General features: G+C 45.1%; 17 protein-coding genes. 14 read left to right on the top strand and 3 right to left on the bottom strand.

The features are described 5' to 3' along the window. Positions 1–31 precede the first annotated feature (31 nt). On the bottom strand, positions 32–205 hold the full coding sequence (fdxA, locus tag HMPREF9193_RS02660; RefSeq protein ID WP_040847393.1) for a 4Fe-4S ferredoxin: 174 nt from the start codon (positions 203–205) through the stop codon (positions 32–34). 116 nt (positions 206–321) lie between these two features. Between fdxA and HMPREF9193_RS02665 the strand changes: the two genes are divergently transcribed. The 4 genes from HMPREF9193_RS02665 to HMPREF9193_RS02680 all read left to right on the top strand — a co-directional run bounded on the left by HMPREF9193_RS02665 (position 322) and on the right by HMPREF9193_RS02680 (position 5,198). Next, complete coding sequence (locus tag HMPREF9193_RS02665; protein WP_021686516.1) at positions 322–1,719, top strand: MATE family efflux transporter; 1,398 nt, start codon at positions 322–324, stop codon at positions 1,717–1,719. Between the two features lie 128 nt (positions 1,720–1,847). Next, positions 1,848–3,386 carry a hypothetical protein gene (locus tag HMPREF9193_RS02670; protein ID WP_156882444.1) on the top strand — a complete coding sequence of 513 codons (1,539 nt, stop codon included), beginning with the start codon at positions 1,848–1,850 and terminating at the stop codon, positions 3,384–3,386. 296 nt (positions 3,387–3,682) lie between these two features. Next, positions 3,683–4,000 (top strand): RNA-binding regulator, encoded by a 318-nt coding sequence (rbp, locus tag HMPREF9193_RS02675; RefSeq protein ID WP_040847396.1) that lies wholly within the window; start codon positions 3,683–3,685, stop codon positions 3,998–4,000. Positions 4,001–4,070: 70 nt separating this feature from the next. Continuing rightward, positions 4,071–5,198 (top strand): M28 family peptidase, encoded by a 1,128-nt coding sequence (locus HMPREF9193_RS02680; protein WP_021686520.1) that lies wholly within the window; start codon positions 4,071–4,073, stop codon positions 5,196–5,198. On the opposite strand, the gene HMPREF9193_RS02685 is transcribed toward HMPREF9193_RS02680, so the two are convergent. Beyond that, complete coding sequence (locus tag HMPREF9193_RS02685; protein ID WP_021686521.1) at positions 5,178–6,185, bottom strand: DUF368 domain-containing protein; 1,008 nt, start codon at positions 6,183–6,185, stop codon at positions 5,178–5,180. The two genes, HMPREF9193_RS02680 and HMPREF9193_RS02685, sit on opposite strands and share 21 nt — an antisense overlap. Positions 6,186–6,301: 116 nt before the next feature. Here HMPREF9193_RS02685 and HMPREF9193_RS02690 point away from each other — a divergent pair, with 116 nt between their 5' ends. Then, entirely contained in the window at positions 6,302–7,588 is a 1,287-nt protein-coding gene (locus HMPREF9193_RS02690; protein WP_051305982.1) for an ArsB/NhaD family transporter, read from the top strand. A gap of 1 nt (position 7,589) precedes the next feature. Here HMPREF9193_RS02690 and fumC read toward each other — a convergent pair whose 3' ends face one another. Then, positions 7,590–8,966 (bottom strand): class II fumarate hydratase, encoded by a 1,377-nt coding sequence (gene fumC / locus HMPREF9193_RS02695; RefSeq protein WP_021686523.1) that lies wholly within the window; start codon positions 8,964–8,966, stop codon positions 7,590–7,592. Positions 8,967–9,085: 119 nt separating this feature from the next. On the opposite strand from fumC, the gene HMPREF9193_RS02700 reads away from it, so the two are divergent. The 9 genes from HMPREF9193_RS02700 (at position 9,086) to HMPREF9193_RS02740 (ending at position 17,287) form a co-directional block, all read left to right on the top strand. Beyond that, the gene (locus HMPREF9193_RS02700; RefSeq protein WP_021686524.1) at positions 9,086–9,358 is read left to right on the top strand and encodes a FitA-like ribbon-helix-helix domain-containing protein; all 273 of its coding nucleotides are present in this window, start codon (positions 9,086–9,088) and stop codon (positions 9,356–9,358) included. Further along, positions 9,342–9,737, top strand: coding sequence for a type II toxin-antitoxin system VapC family toxin (locus tag HMPREF9193_RS02705; protein WP_021686525.1), 396 nt, complete (start codon positions 9,342–9,344; stop codon positions 9,735–9,737). Before HMPREF9193_RS02700 ends, HMPREF9193_RS02705 begins: the two co-directional genes overlap by 17 nt. A 60-nt stretch (positions 9,738–9,797) precedes the next feature. Further along, the gene (locus tag HMPREF9193_RS02710; RefSeq protein ID WP_021686526.1) at positions 9,798–10,670 is read left to right on the top strand and encodes an FAD synthetase family protein; all 873 of its coding nucleotides are present in this window, start codon (positions 9,798–9,800) and stop codon (positions 10,668–10,670) included. Between the two features lie 53 nt (positions 10,671–10,723). Then, the gene (rpsO, locus tag HMPREF9193_RS02715; RefSeq protein WP_021686527.1) at positions 10,724–10,993 is read left to right on the top strand and encodes a 30S ribosomal protein S15; all 270 of its coding nucleotides are present in this window, start codon (positions 10,724–10,726) and stop codon (positions 10,991–10,993) included. A gap of 68 nt (positions 10,994–11,061) precedes the next feature. Then, positions 11,062–13,170, top strand: a complete 2,109-nt coding sequence (gene pnp / locus HMPREF9193_RS02720; RefSeq protein ID WP_021686528.1) for a polyribonucleotide nucleotidyltransferase — start codon at positions 11,062–11,064, stop codon at positions 13,168–13,170. Further along, entirely contained in the window at positions 13,145–14,449 is a 1,305-nt protein-coding gene (locus HMPREF9193_RS02725; protein WP_021686529.1) for a M16 family metallopeptidase, read from the top strand. The genes pnp and HMPREF9193_RS02725 overlap by 26 nt, the downstream gene beginning before the upstream one ends. A 115-nt stretch (positions 14,450–14,564) precedes the next feature. Further along, a complete protein-coding gene (locus tag HMPREF9193_RS11150) occupies positions 14,565–14,726 on the top strand; it encodes a hypothetical protein (protein WP_156882445.1) in 162 nt (53 codons plus the stop codon). A 266-nt stretch (positions 14,727–14,992) separates the two neighbouring features. After that, positions 14,993–15,964, top strand: a complete 972-nt coding sequence (locus tag HMPREF9193_RS02735) for a leucine-rich repeat domain-containing protein (RefSeq protein WP_021686532.1) — start codon at positions 14,993–14,995, stop codon at positions 15,962–15,964. 57 nt (positions 15,965–16,021) lie between these two features. Then, entirely contained in the window at positions 16,022–17,287 is a 1,266-nt protein-coding gene (locus HMPREF9193_RS02740; RefSeq protein WP_021686533.1) for a leucine-rich repeat domain-containing protein, read from the top strand. Positions 17,288–17,445 lie beyond the last annotated feature (158 nt).

The raw sequence follows: 17,445 nt of genomic DNA on the forward strand, positions 1-17,445 counted from the left end.
GCCCCGTAAAGGGTGTGTGCTGCCGAACCTTTTAGTTATCCTGGATGATCGCTTCGGTGGGGCAAACGTTTGCACAGGAACCGCAGTCCACACAGGTTGCCGCTTCGATTACGCGCGCCGATTCGGCTTCGCTGATTGCGCTTACCGGACATTCGCCTTCGCACGAACCGCAATTTACACATGCTTCCGTAATTTTGTACGCCATAATATACCTCTCTATAAATAAGATGGTATAATAATACACCCCGATATGCTGTTAGCGCAAGTTAACGCGCTTGCAATAATACCGAATATGCCGGATAATAACGACATCGGTATAAAATGAAGCTTTTATTTAACGCTCTGAGTATTTTGGGAAAGCAAAAAACGCTCGGTCCGCTGCCGTCCGATAAAATCCTCGTTGAGCGAACTTTGCGCATGGCATGGCCTGCCATAGTCGAATCGTTTTTATCCGCTTTGATTTCGTTTGTCGATACTGTTATGGTAAGCGCGCTCGGAAGTTATGCTATAGCCGCCGTAGGGCTTACCGCGCAGCCGCGCTTTTTGTGTTTAACGGTGTTTTTTTCGATAAGCATTGCAGTAAGCGCTTTAACCGCACGTCGCAAAGGCGAGGGTAATCGGGACGAAGCAAACCGCGTGCTCGTGCAGTCGCTGGTTATTACATTTATTTTATCCGCCCTAATAACGCTTTTAGCCTTTGCGTTTACCGAACCCGTATTGCGCTTTGCCGGAAGCCAAAGCGATACGCACGAGTATTCAACCGAGTATTTCCATATTATAACGGCATCTTTGGTACTGCAAGCTTTTACCTTTGTAGTCAACGCAGCTCAAAGAGGTGCGGGCAATACCAAAATTGCTATGAAAACCAATTTGCTTTCCAACGGCGTAAACATCGTGTTTAACTTTTTGCTGATTGAAGGCCGCTTCGGTTTTCCCGCTCTCGGCGTAAAAGGGGCGGCGATCGCTTCGGTTATCGGTTTTGCCGCAGGCTTTATTCTTTCGGCAGTTTCGGTGCTTAAACCGCAAGGCTATCTTTTTTTGTTTTACCGGAACAACAGCTTACGCTTTGAAAACCGCATTTTATCTGGTTTGTATAAAGTAGGCATAGGTGCTTTAATTGAACAAGTATTTTTACGCGTCGGCTTTTTTTTATATACAACCGTTGTTGCCAATTTGGGAACCACTTCTTTTGCCGCCCATCAAATCGGCATGCATATTTTAAGCATATCCTTTGCCGTCGGGGACGGATTTTCGGTTGCCGGCGTCGCCTTGGTCGGCCAAAGCTTGGGCGAAAAACGCTCCGATATGGCAAAAATATACGCAAGTTTTTGCCGGCGTATGGGCTTGCTATGCTCGCTGTGCATTGCGCTTGCATACAGTACGCTCGGGCGCAACATATACCGGATTTTTTCGTCGGATGCCGATATTTTATTTTACGGCAGCATTATAATGAAAATTATTGCCGTCGCCGTTATTTTGCAAATTGCTCAAGTTATCAATTTAGGCTGCTTGCGCGGAGCAGGCGATACGGGATATACTGCAGTTGTTTCTCTAATAAGCGTTGCGATAATCCGGCCGTTTTCCGGCTGGCTTTTGGTGTATCCGCTGCACCTCGGTCTTATCGGCGCATGGCTGGGACTTTTGCTCGATCAGTTTATGCGTTTTTTGCTCACGTGGCTGCGCTTTAGAAGCGGCAAGTGGCAAAAGATTGAAATATAAAGTCCCGTGCACACAAAAAGTCCTATATTTAAAAGAAGTAAAAATTTTTTAAAAAAAATTGTTTTTTTTATAGGTTTGCGTTATACTATATTAAAGGTTGCGTTGTAAACTCATTTATGGGAGAAATTATGAAAAAAACGCTTGCAGTGCTGACAGCAGTTGTTTTTGCCGCAGCACTCGTATCGTGCAGTCTTTTTGAAACCGAAAGTGAAATGGGAACCGTAGTTGTAGACCTTAGCGGCAATGCCCGCAGCGCCGACCCCGCTACAGGACTGCCCATTTTGGGAACAGATGGTGTTTTTACGCACATACGGATTTTTGACGAGGCGAACAGAGAATTGCTTTTTAGCATACAAAACAGTGCTTCGGCTTCAGTAATGCTTGCCGTCGGAACGAGGATAACGATAAGCGTCGACATCGTTACAGACAATGCGCGCTGGCACGGCGAAGGAGTACACACCGTCGGCTCCGGTTCAAATGCGGTAGCGTTAAAGATAAACAAAGTTCCCGTTTCGGCAGATAAAGTGTTGTTGTGGCAAAAAGATAGCAGCAATAACATAGTATTCTATGCAGCGGACGAATGGAATCTTCATGAGTTTGCCGGTTCGGTGCTTCCGCCTTTGCTGCTCGACAGCACACACTTACCTCAAGGGTTGGATTCAGCTTACCAACCTACAAAAGTATTTTGCTTTGATCGCAGCGGAAATTTGTACATAGTGTTTGGAAATACCGGTAACTATTTTTTGGTTAAATATGAGTTGCTTGCTACCGGCGGATGGGATGCACAACATACTCAAATGAGAAAACTGGATAATAGTCATGATTTAACTGCCATTGCCGTAGATTCGAGCGACAACGAAAACAACCGTTTGTACGTTGCGCATGAGGATGGTCCAGTTTCTCGCATTGATACGTATTCTTTTTCCGCAGCACAGTTTTCGACTATGGGTTCTGCAGAGGGTTTGCGTGTTTTGCGTAAGGACAGTGCACAGATCTTTTTTGATGCTCCTGCACCTAGCACGATAAAAATACGCGCTTTAGCTGCAGATGAAAACGGCCTTTTTGCCGTACTTGAAACACCTGCTACCGGATCTGGGAGAGTAAACGTAAGCGTAAAGCACTGTAGCATAAACCTTGAGTGGAAAAGCGGCAATATGAATTTGTTTACAAATGTAGAGTCTAATATAAGCTCAGATCCCAAAAATGTAACGGCAGATTTATGCATAAAAAATGGTGTTTTGTACGCTGCCGGTTCTTTAGTTCGCGGCAAAATTTACACTTCACTCGATAGTGAAGTGTTTACAAGCGGAAAACTGTGGAAACTTGGGCAAAGTACTTCGTTTGATCGTGTTTCGGCACAAGCACAAGTGCTATGGGAGTTTTTTCCTGCCGAAGATGCAATCGAAGAAGCTAATTTGAGCGATAAACAAAAAGGCTATGCTCCGTGTAAATTCAATACGGGAAAACAAAGCAAATTGATAACGGCATCAGACGGCTGTTATGGAAAAAAGGTGAATGGGTCATCGCCTGCTGATGTACAAAACAAAAACAGCGTATTGTTTTTTGATATCGACGACGGTGCTTTAATTAAACAACAAAAAGTAAGCACCAAATTTATGAAAGAATTGAGCTTTAACAGCGTAGTAGAGATATTTAAGTTCGAATAAACAGGTTGTCTGCTAAACAATTTCTTTAAGGCTGTCGAAAAAGTCGGTTACTTTTTCGACAGCTGTATTTTTATTTTATGCCCTTGACAGTTTTTCAAAGTCATAGTACGCTTTAATAAAATATGCGTTTTCTTAAAAACTATATCGGTGCTCGAATGACCGTTGTAAAGTGCTGTGAATTAACGGTTCTTTTTCAGCTTTCCATTCCCGCTTACGTACAGTCCACAAGCAAACGTTGTTTTTACTGTTTTGTGCAGTAAGTAAACGAATGCCGCTTTGCGGCAAAAGGAATGAGAATGGCTCAAAAGATCTACGTCGGAAATATGAATTATTCGACAACGGAAGATTCGCTGAAGAATCTGTTTTCGCAATACGGACAAGTGGTGTCTGTTGCGGTAATTAAAGACCGTTTTACGGAACAATCGAAAGGTTTCGGTTTTGTGGAAATGGAAGATGCCGCTGCGGCGGAAGCTGCGATGGGCGCTTTAAACGGCACGGAATTTGAAGGACGGCGCATCCGCGTTAATCCTGCAGAAGACAAACCGCGCAACAACCGCCCCAGAAACGGCGGCTACAACCGTGAAGGCAGCGACAGAGGCGATTTCGCTTACTAAGCCGTCCCGTGCGCCGAAAGGGGATGTTTTACGTACTTTCGGCGCATAAAACCCGCAATTTTTTTGTTTTATGCCGTTTTTGCCGCCCGAATTCCGGCAGTTTATCGCACCGGAGTGCGACCGCAGAGTTTTTTTGCAAAACTGGCTTACCGCAGAGGGTATACCCTTTACTCCTGTGGTGACGGGCGAGTCCGTACACTTATACGTTAATTTTCCGAGTACCGCTTATAATCCCTTATTTAAAGTAAAAACGATTTTAGTTCACTATGACCGCGCTCTCGGTGCGGACGGCTCTTTTATTACTCCCGGTGCCAACGATAATTCTGCTGCCGTGTATCAAGTGCTGTGCTTGGCAAAGCGTCTTTTATCAGGCTCGCTTGCGCTGAGCGGCGGCGTGCACAATGTACGTATTTTTTTTACCGACGGAGAAGAGTTGGGCGGTGTCCCGTGCTCTGCTTCAACCGGCACAGGCTCTAAAGTTTCAACGGCGCGTATTGCTTCCGGTAGCCCTGCTTTTGCAAGCAACAGGGCTGCAGGCGGTTTTTACGGTACGCGATCCGTGTCGTCGGGAGCAAAAGCGCAAGGGGCTTTTGCACTAGCGTCGCTTTTTAAAAAATTGGGTATAGAACACGACGACGTATACGTCGTAGACGGGTGCGGCAGAGGAGAAGTGTTAACCGTATCCACTGCGGGAAAAGACAGTCCTGCATCCGCTTCTTTTGTGCGGCGTTTTAACGCGCTTTTTGAACACACATGCGCTTTGGCAAAACAAGCATCGCTTAATAAATGGATCAGCGTTCCGGTTCCCTACAGCGATAATGCAGGCTTTTTAGCCTCCGGGATTCCCGCCGTAGCGGTAACTATGCTGCCTTCGGACGAAGCTTCCGTGTATATGCGCCAGCTTCAAAAAGATAAAACTTTTGCCCGCTCCGTTATGACGCACGGAGTCGCCGCACATGGAGCCGGTTTTTTAAGTTCATCTTCAAGCGCCGGTTTAAGTTCGGCTGCAGCGACGGTTGAAAAATTGCGTAAAGCCGGCATAGACCCTGCCGAAGCACTGCTTTTAAGCGAAAAATTGCCGCGTACATGGCGGATAATGCATACCGAATTCGACAACGAAGCTTGTTTAACAATGCAATCGTTTAAAATAATGGAACGTTTTTTGGATTTGCTTGCTTTAAGCCGACGCTGTACTTAAATTGCGCCGTGTACTGAAAAAGGCGGCGGCAAAACCCGCTGCACACAACAAAACGGAAAAAACGGCTTCCGCACCTGCCGGAAAACCCGGATACAGTACGGCGAGCGCTCCCGCGGTTAATCCTAAAACGCCGCTGTACGTGTAAGAGGGAGCTTTTGCCAGCAAAAAGCGTATAAAAGTTGCGCCGCCTAAAAGCCCTGCGGCAGCTCCGGCTGCTATGGGCAGTAAAAGCGGTATATTAAAATCGGATACGGCTTGTATAACCGTATTGTAAATTCCTAAAATTAAAAGCAAAAACGAACCCGATATGCCGGGAATAATTGCCGCCGCCGCCGCTAAAGCAGTGCCGGCACACAGTTTGGCGCATAAAAAAAACGTCGGCAGTGTTTGAACGATTGTTTGGCTTGTCGGCTCGCTTTGCCCGCTGTAAAAACTTTGCTTTGCATTCAGTTTATTCAATACAATCAGCACTGCTGCAGCGGCACACAAAACCGCTATGCGCCTCCAGCCGACACCTAAAAAAAGCGCAGACTTTGCCGTACTGATGTCTGATATTGGCGCACTGCCGTCAAGCGCTGTCCTGCGTTCCGCTGCCGTACTGCCGTCTGGTACTGCCGTGCTGCTTGCCGGTACAAATGCAGTATGCGCAACGGTGCTGCTGCGTGCGCTTTCTTTTTTTACCGTTACTGCAAGAAAGGGAATGCATCCTGCAATAAGACCTATAAAAAACCAGTGTGCCGCTGCCGGGTATAAGTTAAAAAATAAACGCATTAATTTGCTGAACAGTACTATGCCTGCAGCTATGCCCGCAGCTAAGGGAAGCCAAAACTTCCACAAAGAAAAAACTTTTTTGATATTTAAAGAAATCAATTCTATTAATTTATCGTAAATACCGAATACAACCGCTACCGTACCGCCTGAAACACCGGGAATAACGTTGGTAATTCCTATTACAATGCCGATTAGCGTCAATTTAATTGCTTGCATAAGTTTAAGTGTAGCACAAAGCTGTGCGCTGTGTAAATGTACCGCTGTGCCGAATAAACATATTTGACGGTTTTTTAATTTTGTGGTACGGTTAAAATCTTGTGGAGTTTGCAGCTATGGAAACCAAATGGATCATTTTAACCGCCGCTGCGGTTATGTATGCCGCCGTTATCGCTTTTTCCGGAAAAAAACACTGGATTTCTTTGGCTGCGGCACTGCTTATTGTTTTAACCGGCTCGGTAAGTCCCGTACACGCGTTGCTTCACTTGATAAATTGGAATATTTTACTTATTTACATCGGTTCTTTAATTATTGCCGAATTGTTTTTATATTCGCGCGTTCCCAACTGTCTTGCCGATATGTTTATCGATGCTTTACCGTCGGCAGGAAGCGCCGTTACCGCCATTTTAATTATGACCGGCATTATTTCTGCCTTTGTGGAAAATGTCGCTACCGTGTTGGTAATGGCACCTGTCGCTTTGTCGCTGTGCAAAAAACTGCACATTACCCCAGTATATTTTATGGCAGCTCTTGCCGTTATGGCGAATTTACAAGGGACGGCTACTTTGGTAGGCGATCCGCCGTCGATGATTTTTGCATCTTATGCGCACTACGGTTTTAACGATTTTTTTGCGCATCAAGGACGCTTGTCCATTTTTTTTGTTGTGCAAGCCGGAATGATTGCCGGAGCTCTGTACTTTTATTTGTATTTTAAACGCGCTGTAAAAATCGGAAGTCAAAAAATAAAAATAGAAAAGCAAAGTATTTTATCGCTTTTTCCCTCTGTTTTACTGGTGCTGATGATTGTCTTTCTTGCTCTGTGTTCTTTTTTGCACATCGAATTTTCGGGACTTATTGTTTTTGCCTTAGGTGTGTGCGGTTTGTTGTGGTACCGCTTTATCCGTAAAAAAAGCGTCCGGCAAACCGGCGAATTGATAAAAAATCTTGATTGGGAAACGATTTTATTTTTAATAGGCATTTTTGTCGTTATCGGAACGCTTTCGGAAACGGGCTTGCTTGAAGAATTTGCGGTGTTTTTACGTAATATTACCGGCGAAAATAAAGTGCTCGGTTTTTTGGTTATCGTTATTGTATCGATGCTTATTTCCGGCTTTGTAGACAATGTGCCGTATATTATCGTTATGCTTCCCGTTGCCGCTTCTTTGGCATATACAATGGGCTTAAAAGGAGAACTGTATATGTTTGCTCTTTTAGTCGGCTCTTGTATGGGCGGAAATTTAACCCCGTTCGGCGCTTCGGCAAATATTGCAACAATGAGTATTTTAAAAAAACAGGGAACACCGCTTTCGTTTGCCGGCTGGTGTAAAATCGGCGTGCCGTTTACGCTGATTACTACTGCAGCTTCTTGCGCCGTACTGTGGCTTTTGTGGGCTCATGCTTAAATTACACCATTTGTTCGGGGTGGAACACGCGGTCGAATTGTTCTTCGCTTAAAAAACCGAGTTTAATGCACGCTTGTTTAAGGCTTATATTTTCTTTATATGCTGTTTGTGCCGTTTGCGCCGCTTTTTCGTACCCGATGTACGGATTTAAAGCGGTAACCAGCATAAGCGAATGGTTCAGATTGTGCTGCATGCGCTGTTTGTCTGCCCGGATTCCCTGTGCACAGTGCACGTTAAACGAAAAAATTGCTTGGCTGAGCAAGCGCACCGATTGCAAAAAGTTGTATGCGCAAACGGGCATAAAAACATTCAGTTCAAAGTTTCCCTGACTTGCCGCAAGCGAAATTGCCGTATCGTTTCCGATAACTTGAACCGCAACCATAGTGACCGCTTCGGCTTGCGTAGGGTTTACTTTGCCGGGCATAATGGAAGAGCCCGGTTCGTTTGCGGGTATGGTAATTTCGCCCAAACCGCAACGAGGTCCTGAAGCAAGATGGCGCACATCGTTTGCGATTTTCATCATATCGCAAGCAAGCGCTTTTACCGCCCCGTGAGCGAATACTGTTTCATCTTTGCTGGTAAGTGCGTGAAATTTATTCGGTGCACTGACAAAAGGAAGTTTTGTTAATTCGGCAATGCGTTTTGCCGCTTGCACGGCAAATTCTTTCGGGGCGTTCAGTCCGGTTCCCACTGCAGTGCCGCCCAAAGCAAGTTCGCACAGCGGAGCAAGTGCAAGCTGCAAAAGTTGTACATCCCGTTCAAGGGAGCTTCTCCAGCCGCTTATTTCTTGACTGAAAGTAATCGGAACGGCGTCTTGTAAATGGGTGCGTCCGATTTTTACAATACCTTCATTTTCTTTTTCCAAGCGGTAAAACGTTTCGATAAGATTTTTTGCCGCCGGAATGAGTTGCTGTTCAATAGCTTTTACGGCAGCTATGTTCATGGCAGTGGGAAAAGTATCGTTTGACGATTGACTCATATTGACGTCGTCGTTCGGATGCAAAAGACGGTATTCCGCTTTTTCGTTTGCACGGTTTGCAATAACTTCGTTTACGTTCATGTTCGACTGGGTGCCGCTTCCCGTTTGCCACACAACCAGCGGAAAGTGCTCGTTCAGCTTGCCTTCTAAGATTTCGTCGCACACATCGGCGATAGCTTGAGCTTTTTGAGCGCTCATTTTTTCGCTTACGAGTGTTTGGTTAACTTGTGCGCTCGCTTTTTTTAGGATAGCAAAAGAGTGTATGATTTCAATCGGCATCGTTTCAATTCCCGTGCCGATTTGAAAATTGCGTTTACTCCGCTCTGTTTGCGCTCCCCAATATGCGTGTGCGGGAACTTGTATTTCTCCCATAGAGTCGTGTTCGGTTCGGTAGTCCATGAGCTTATCATAATGGAAGAAAAGCGATCAATCAACTGTGCATAGTTGGGGCACACGCGCGGCGCACATTGATAAAATTGCCGTTTTAAGATATTATAGGATTAAGGGGAGAAAAGTATATGGCAAATCTTCAGGTAAAAGAAATAGATAATCATTTATATAGCTGGCTGAAATTTTATGCAAAAACAAATAACCGCTCGATAAGTCAGGAAGTAATTACAATTCTTCGGGAAAAAGCGAATTCAACTCAAGTAAAATCAAAAGATGTTACCGATGAATTGCTGATGTTGAATTGGTATGACAATCGAAGTGCGGATGATATAGTTCAAGATATACGAAACTCAAGGGTAAATTCTTCGCGTTTTGAGGAAACGAATGTCCTTTTTGATTGACACGGATATTATTATTTACGCAGTTAAAAAAGTACCGGAAGTAATTGAATGGTTTAAGACAACAAGGAATATCTCCAAAAGTATTTCACTTATTACTTACGGCGAACTTATGTATGGAGCAAAGAACTCTTCTTTTCCCGAACGTAATATAATTACAGTAAATCGTATTCAAGAAATGTATCCTGTTGTTGAGTTGAATATAGGGATTATGGACGTATTCGGTGCACTGAAAGCGAAATTGACAAAATCGGGAAACTCTGTTGCAGATATGGATTTATTGATAGCTTCTACAGCCGTTTATTATAATATGACTTTAGTTACCAACAACACAAAACATTTTTCGAAAATTGAAGAATTAAAACTGGAAAAATGGAAATAGGAATGTGTGCTTTTGCCGTCCTCTTTTCTTTCGGTTTGTTTTTTGTTATAGTGACACTGCATGGATGTTTTTTCTTGGGACGATATACTGCACGGTGCTGCCGGCATAAAACCGCGTACAACAGCGCTGACTGTCGGCGGATTTGACGGACCGCACGAGGGACACCGTGCACTGTGTCTTTCGGTAATACAAAGCGCACAAAAACGGCATTTACAAAGCGCAGTAGTAACTTTTAAGCGTTCGCCCCGTTCTTTTAAACAAAAAGCGGATTATTCCGGCGATATTTCTTCGTTAAGGCTTCGTTTAAAAGTCTTTGAGCAGTGGGGCTTCTCTTTTGCCGTAGTCATTGACTTTTCCATCGATTTCAGTAAAATAAAAGGGATAGATTTTTTACGCATTTTAGCCGAGCGTTGCGGTATGCGTTTTTTCAGTGTAGGAGAAACGTTCCGATGCGGTTATCAAAACGATGTCGGTAAAGAAGAAATTGCCGCATTTGCCGCCGAAAACGAAATTGAATTTGTTCCTTTACAATCGGTGGAACAAGACGCTCAGTGTATCAGTTCTTCCGCCGTGCGCAAAGCTGTTGTTTTAGGCGATTTGGAACGGGCAAAACTGCTTTTGGGGCGTCCGTTTGAAATCGATTGTATGCAGTTTTGCCAAAATACAGGGGACGGCGGAATCGTTTTAACTGACGGAAAAGCTTTGCCGGACGACAGCGGTTCGGTTTTGCCGGACGGCAGCGGTGCGCTAAAAAAAAACGTGCAGCTTTTGCCACCCTGCGGTACGTACCGCGTGAGCGCGTATCCTGAAAACGGTGCAAACGGCGCTCTCTTTTTTTCGACGCTGCTGCACCGGGACGATTGTGCTTTACGCTTGGAAGTCCCTGCTGCGTATAAAAATCTTCGTCTTGATAAAATCGCTTTTAGCGGCTGAACAAGACGCATTAATTTTGTAACCTTGAGGGTAATAATAATAAGGAGTAAGTAATGGCACTTACAAAAGAAAAGACGGCATCCGTCGTCACCAATTTCGGTGCAAACGAAAAAGACACCGGAAACACAAAAGTTCAAATTGCACTGCTGACCGAAAGGATTAAGCAGCTTACCGAACACTGCAAAACGTTTAAAAAAGATACCGGCTCGTCGCGCGCGCTTATTAAACTGGTCGGTCAGCGCAGACGGCTGTTAAAATACTTGCAGCGCACCGGTTTGGAAACATACCGCGAGCTTATTAAAGAACTCGGTTTGCGTAAGTAGTACTGCGCTCGTTAATTGCCGCTTTAAAATACTGCGGTTTTATTGAGCGCCTCTTTAAGGAAAAATAAATGGTTCATAGAGTTACATATAAAATCGGCAACGAAGAGCTCGTTTTGGAAACCGGACGGATTGCCAAACAAGCTAACGGTGCCGTATACGCCCGGTTCGGCGGTTCTGCAGTTATTGCAACCGTGTGCGCGTCTTCTTCGGCACAAGAAGGTTTGGACTACGTACCGCTGACGGTCGATTATAACGAAAAATACTACGCTGCCGGAAAAATCCCCGGCGGTTTTATTAAACGCGAAGGGCGTCCCAAAGATAAAGAAATTCTTGTTTCCCGTCTTATCGACCGCCCCATGCGTCCGCTGTTCGATATTTCTTTCGGACGCGAAATACAAGTAATTCCTACGTGTATTTCTTCCGACCAAGTAAATCCGCCCGACATTTTGTCGGTTATTGCAAGCTCTGCTGCAGTGCACATTTCCGATATTCCGTTTAACGGACCTATCGCCGGCGTGCGGGTAGGCTATATAAACGGCGAATACGTTTTAAACCCCACGTACGAACAAATTGCTCAAGGCGATATGGAAATCGTTGTAGCAGGAACGGCAGACGGTTTTACTATGGTAGAAGGCGGGGCAAACGAAGTATCCGAACAAGTAATGCTGGGAGCTTTGGAAAAAGCCGAAGAGTTTATCCGCGCTATGTGCCGGCTGCAAGACGAACTTCGCGCGCTGGCAGGAAAAGAAAAACTGCCGCTGTCTCCGCTGCAAGTCAGCCTTGAAAATAAAGATGCCATGCTTTCTGAAGCGCTTCCCAAAATGGAACAAGCTTGTTTTGTTAAAGGAAAGCACGAGCGGCGCGACGCCATCGCTTCGGTTAAAAACGCTTTATCTGAAAAATATGCGCAGCAGCTTGAAGATGAAAATCAAAAAAAATTATTCGATGCTTTATTTGAAGACATGGAATACAATATCCTACGCAAAAGCATTTTGGAAAAAGGCGTGCGCGTAGACGGACGCGGTACCGAAGACATCCGTCCCATTACTTGTGAAATCGATGTTTTGCCCAGACCTCACGGATCGGCTTTGTTTACCCGCGGCGAAACCCAGTCTTTAGCGGTAACTACGCTGGGAACGGCTTTAGACGAACAAGTGTACGACGATATAGACGGAGACCGCAGAGAGCATTTTATTTTGCACTATAACTTTCCGCCGTATTCGGTAGGTGAAGTAGGCAGAATGGGAACCGGCAGACGGGAAATCGGACACGGCAATTTGGCGCGCCGTTCTTTGGAACCTATGGTGCCCAACCGCGAACAGTTTCCCTATACCATCCGCGTGGTTTCCGAAATTATGGAGTCAAACGGATCGTCCTCTATGGCATCCGTGTGCGGCGGTACTTTGTGTATGCTTGCTGCCGGTGTTCCGATGAAAAAACCGGTTGCCGGTATCGCCATGGGGCTCATTACCGAAGGGAGCGAAAGCAACGCGTACGAAAAATATGCGATTTTGTCCGATATTTTGGGTGAAGAAGACCATCTCGGCGATATGGACTTTAAAGTTGCCGGAACGCAAGACGGTATTACCGGTTTTCAAATGGACATAAAAATTGCCGGCGTTACAAAAGAAATTATGACAAAGGCTTTGGATCAAGCCAAACGCGGCCGTCTGCATATTTTGGGCATTATGAATCAAACCATCGATAAGCCTGCTGCTCAAATCAGCCGGTATGCTCCGAAAATCGAAACTTTAAAAATCGATGTGGACAAAATAGGCGCTTTAATCGGACCGGGCGGCAAAAATATTAAAGCCGTTTCCGCGCAATACGGCGTTACCATAAATACCGAAGACGACGGAACCGTTACTATTTACGGTAAAACGGCAGCGGCAACCGACGGCGCTTATGCTGCGGTAAAGGGAATTGTTGAAGATCCTGAAGTCGGTTTGATTTACAACGGCACTGTAAAACGCATTATGGATTTTGGTGCCTTTGTTGAAATTCTTCCGGGAAAAGAAGGTTTGTGCCATATTTCCAAATTTTCGCGTTCAAAAATCGGCGCTGTTTCCGATGTGGTTAAAGAAGGACAACAAATTCCTGTTAAACTGTTGGAAATCGACAAAATGGGACGCTTAAATCTGTCTTATATCGATGCCGTTGAAGAGCAAAAAAAATAAAACAGCTATCGTTTGCCGTACGCTGGCAAACGGTGTACACGTTATTACCGAACCGATTGCATCATCGCACACAGCGGCAATCGGTTTTTGGTTTTCTTGCGGTTCGCGCAGCGAAACTGCCGAATACCGGGGTGCCGCTCATTTTTGCGAGCACATGCTGTTTAAAGGTACGCGCACGCGAAGCGCTTTTGATATTGCCGTGTCTTTTGACCGGATGGGCTCAAACGCAAATGCTTTTACCGAACACGAGCACGTATGCTTACACTGTTCCGTTCCTGCGTTTCAAGCGGAAAACGCTTTGGAGATCTTATGCGATATGTGCGAAAACTCGGTGTTTGAAAGCGCCGAATTGGAAAAAGAGCGTTCGGTTATCCAAAGCGAAATAAAAGCCTCCGCCGACGACCCCGAAGAAGCCGCCCTTGATGCGGTTGCCGCCGCAGTGTGGCAAAACAATTCCCTTGCCGCTCCGATTGCGGGAACCGTTTCCGATGTAAAAAAACTGACGCGCGAAGCACTATACGCGTGGTACGAAAGCTTTTTTAAAAAAGGCAGTTTAACCGTATGCGCTGCGGGCAATATCGAGCCCGATATTTTTTACAACCGGCTTAAAAAGCTCGGTATACACAAAAAAACGGTTTTAGCCTCTTCTTGCACGCTTCCGAAATGGAAAAGCGGTATGCGTTTTTTACGTTCGGACTTTCAACAAGAGCAACTTTTTGTTTTATATCCATTGCCTTATCCTTTAAACATTACCGATTTTTATTGTTTAACCGTATTGAATGCGCTCATCGGAGATACTATGAGCTCCCGGCTGTTTCAATCTTTGCGGGAAAAAGGCGGGTATTGTTATTCGGTGTACAGTTTTTTTTCGCTGTATACCGATTGCGGCTGTTGGTGCGCGTACGCTTCTTCGCCGAAAAAAAATGCCGTACGTGCGGTCGAAATTATTAAAAGAGAACTTGATTTACTTTTAACCGGCGGCTTGAGCGATGATGAAATTGCAGCGGCAAAAGAGCATGTGTGCGGCGAAGAAATTATAAGCGCCGAAGACAGCGAGCAAAGAATGAAACGCCTTGCACGCAGCGCATTTGCCGGATTTGAGCAGCATACTTGCGAACAGGTTGTACAAGCCGTACGCGCACTGACTAAAGAACAGTTAACCTTGTCATTGCGGCGGTTGCTGCATAAAGCAGATGAAGCCGTTATTGTCTACGGTCCCGCACTCGGCGAACGCTCTCAAAAAAAGCTAAAATCGCTGTTGTTCAGACAAAATGCATAGTCGACAGGATCCTTGCGGTTTCCAGCTTTGTCTGCCGTGCGCACAAATACTGCAGCAAAGCATGCAGCTCACCATCTGTTTCTTTGCCGTATGCACTTGCATTATAAAACACTTTATGGGATTTGTCTTGTCTGAAAATCGTACTTCCGTGTACGATTTTCATAGCGAGTTTTGTCCGGCATTCGCCTGCCAAAACATCGTAGACCTCGGCTTTTCCGGCATCCGTGCCGAAACTAAATTTATGTTTTTAGGGGTGAGCAATTTTTCAAAATTGTGAACAAAAACGTAATTGTCCGCGACGTTTTGCGCAAGCAAAACTCGTAGTTACAGTGAGCGGCGCTATTTTAGACGCTCACTGTAACCGGATATTCAATCCTACCGACTTTTATGTGTAAAAGACGTTCTAAAACGCCTTTACAAAACACACAAAAAACGTTGATATCTTTATAACGGTGTGTTATACTGAGAGTGATAACAAAGAACAGAATTTGTCTTTGTACATTTTTTTATTTGCAAATCGAATACCAATCAGGAGAGACTACAATGAAAAGTAATTCAAAGACAAAAGACGCATCGCTTGTTACAGCTGCACTTTTAGCGTTTGTAGCGCTGTTTGGCATGACCGCATGTCCGAACAATGCAGGCGGTAATACAGATTCTGCCAGTGGCGGAAATACAGGTGGTTTGGAATTGCCTCAAGCTCCCCTTGTCCAAGGCGGTGCATCGCTTATCGTAAGTCCCGATAAGCTTACTATCAAAGTTAAGGCAACAACCTCAGACAACTCTCCCATAACAGTGGAAGGCTGCGATAAAACTGAACTTGCAAGCGGCACTGAAACCACTGTGACAGCAAATGTCACAAAGGTTGTGCTCAAAGGAAAAATCACCGAACTGACATGCAACGATAATAAGCTTACTTCGCTTAATGTACAGGGCTTAACTGATTTACACAAACTGAGCTGCAACAGCAATAAGCTTACCTCGCTTAGCGTACAGGGCTTAAGTGCTTTGCAAAATCTGCAGTGCGCAGACAATCAACTTACCTCACTTAACGCACAAGGCTTAGACACTTTGAAAACGCTGTGGTGTGCTGGCAATCAGCTTACATCCCTTAACGTACAGGACTGTGCCGCTTTACAATCTCTGTGGTGCTACAAAAATAAGCTTACCGAACTTAACGTACAGGGCTGTACTTCTTTGCAATATCTGTACTGCCACAAAAATCAGCTTACTTCTCTTAGCATACGGGACTCAAGTGCTTTGCTACGTCTGGAGTGCTATTGCAATCAGCTTAATACCGAAGCATTAAAAAAACTCTGTACTGATCTACCGCAGCGCACTGCAAGCAAAAAAGCATCATGCGTTCTTTACAGCGAATATCCGGGCGACACCGAAGGCAACCATAAAGACTTTAGTTCTTCAGGAGAATTGAAAGCCGCTTTCGATAATGCAAAAGACACAAAGTACTGGAAAATGCATAAACACGGTACGAACGGGAAGGATGTTGAGATTTAGTTCCGTTTAACTGATAAACGCACATTGTAAATTAAATAAAAATCAGGAGAGATTACAATGAAAAGTAATTCAAAGCACAAGGCATTCGCCTTGACAAAAAAAGGAGTTGCGCTGCCCATTGCAGCTGTACTTTTGGCGCTTATTGCACTGTTTAGTATGACCGCATGTCCCAACAATGTGGAGGGAGGGGCAGTAACGGGTACGGCGAACGGCGGAAATACAGGCGGTTTGAAATGGCATGAAGCCCCCTTTGTCGAAGGCGGCGCATCGCTTATCTTAAGCCCCGACAAACTCACTATCCGCGTTACGGTAACAACCTCAGATAACTCTCCCATAACAGTAGAAGGCTGCGACAAAACCGAGCTTACAAGCGGCACGCGAACCGAACTAAAAGCAAAGAATACAGGGGTAGTCCTCAAAGGAAAGATCACCAAGCTGACAGTCGGTGACTGGCAAAATTCCAATAAATTGACAGCCCTTAATGTGCAGGGCTTAAGCTCTTTACAAGAGCTAGACTGCAACAGCAATAAGCTGACAGCCCTTAACGTGCAGGGCTTAAGTGCTTTGGAAAAACTGAACTGCTGGATTAATCAGCTTACTGAGCTTAATGTACAGGGCTTAAACGCTTTGCACACTCTGCACTGCAGCAACAATCAGCTTACCGCACTTAACGTACAGGGTTTAAACGCTTTGCAAGCTCTGAGATGTGGCAACAATAAGCTTACCGAACTTAATGTGCAGGGCTTAAACGCTTTGAAAGAGCTGAACTGCAGCGGTAATCAGCTTACCTCGCTTAACGTGCAGGGCTTAAACGCTTTGCACACTCTGCACTGCGGCGCCAATCAGCTTACCGAACTTAACGTGCAGGGCTTAAGTGCTTTGCAAAGCCTGGGCTGCTACACCAATCAGCTTAGCTCTCTTAATGTGCAGGGCTTAAACGCTTTGCAAGATCTGATCTGCAGCGGTAATCAGCTTACCGCTCTTAACGTACAGGGCTTAAACGCTTTGAAACATCTGGACTGCAGCAGCAATCAGCTTACCGCTCTTAATGTGCAGGGCTGTACTGCTTTGAAAGATCTGGACTGCTGCATCAATCAGCTTAATGCTGAAGCGTTCAAAAAGCTCTTTAACTATTTACCGTATCGTCCTGCGGACCGGTATGGGGCGTGCTATCTTTACCACGGAGTATTGGAGGCAGCCAAAGGCAATCATAAGGATTTTACTTCTCCGGGGGAACTGAAAACAGCCTTCGATAATGCAAAAAACGTAAAAAACTGGAAGATGTATAAATATGATACGAACGGGCTCAAGGTTGAGATTTAGTTCCGTCTAATTGATAAACGCACATTGTAAATTAAATAAAAATCAGGAGAGATTACAATGAAAAGTAATTCAAAGACAAAAGTCGCATCGCTTGTTACAGCTGCACTTTTGGCGCTTATTGCACTATTTGGCATGACCGCATGTCCGAACAATGCAGG

Source organism: Treponema lecithinolyticum ATCC 700332 (assembly GCA_000468055.1).
Taxonomy (GTDB): domain Bacteria; phylum Spirochaetota; class Spirochaetia; order Treponematales; family Treponemataceae; genus Treponema_C; species Treponema_C lecithinolyticum.

What these genes read in the sequence shown, in the direction of transcription:
- HMPREF9193_RS02685 (WP_021686521.1), bottom strand. Translation starts at nt 6,185, where the DNA reads ATGCAAGCAATTAAATTGACGCTAATCGGCATTGTAATAGGAATTACC.
- rbp (WP_040847396.1), top strand. Translation starts at nt 3,683, where the DNA reads ATGGCTCAAAAGATCTACGTCGGAAATATGAATTATTCGACAACGGAA.
- HMPREF9193_RS02670 (WP_156882444.1), top strand. Translation starts at nt 1,848, where the DNA reads ATGAAAAAAACGCTTGCAGTGCTGACAGCAGTTGTTTTTGCCGCAGCA.
- HMPREF9193_RS02740 (WP_021686533.1), top strand. Translation starts at nt 16,022, where the DNA reads ATGAAAAGTAATTCAAAGCACAAGGCATTCGCCTTGACAAAAAAAGGA.
- fumC (WP_021686523.1), bottom strand. Translation starts at nt 8,966, where the DNA reads ATGGACTACCGAACCGAACACGACTCTATGGGAGAAATACAAGTTCCC.
- HMPREF9193_RS11150 (WP_156882445.1), top strand. Translation starts at nt 14,565, where the DNA reads ATGGGATTTGTCTTGTCTGAAAATCGTACTTCCGTGTACGATTTTCAT.
- HMPREF9193_RS02700 (WP_021686524.1), top strand. Translation starts at nt 9,086, where the DNA reads ATGGCAAATCTTCAGGTAAAAGAAATAGATAATCATTTATATAGCTGG.
- HMPREF9193_RS02735 (WP_021686532.1), top strand. Translation starts at nt 14,993, where the DNA reads ATGAAAAGTAATTCAAAGACAAAAGACGCATCGCTTGTTACAGCTGCA.
- HMPREF9193_RS02690 (WP_051305982.1), top strand. Translation starts at nt 6,302, where the DNA reads ATGGAAACCAAATGGATCATTTTAACCGCCGCTGCGGTTATGTATGCC.
- HMPREF9193_RS02710 (WP_021686526.1), top strand. Translation starts at nt 9,798, where the DNA reads ATGGATGTTTTTTCTTGGGACGATATACTGCACGGTGCTGCCGGCATA.
- rpsO (WP_021686527.1), top strand. Translation starts at nt 10,724, where the DNA reads ATGGCACTTACAAAAGAAAAGACGGCATCCGTCGTCACCAATTTCGGT.
- HMPREF9193_RS02665 (WP_021686516.1), top strand. Translation starts at nt 322, where the DNA reads ATGAAGCTTTTATTTAACGCTCTGAGTATTTTGGGAAAGCAAAAAACG.
- fdxA (WP_040847393.1), bottom strand. Translation starts at nt 205, where the DNA reads ATGGCGTACAAAATTACGGAAGCATGTGTAAATTGCGGTTCGTGCGAA.
- HMPREF9193_RS02680 (WP_021686520.1), top strand. Translation starts at nt 4,071, where the DNA reads ATGCCGTTTTTGCCGCCCGAATTCCGGCAGTTTATCGCACCGGAGTGC.
- pnp (WP_021686528.1), top strand. Translation starts at nt 11,062, where the DNA reads ATGGTTCATAGAGTTACATATAAAATCGGCAACGAAGAGCTCGTTTTG.
- HMPREF9193_RS02705 (WP_021686525.1), top strand. Translation starts at nt 9,342, where the DNA reads ATGTCCTTTTTGATTGACACGGATATTATTATTTACGCAGTTAAAAAA.
- HMPREF9193_RS02725 (WP_021686529.1), top strand. Translation starts at nt 13,145, where the DNA reads ATGCCGTTGAAGAGCAAAAAAAATAAAACAGCTATCGTTTGCCGTACG.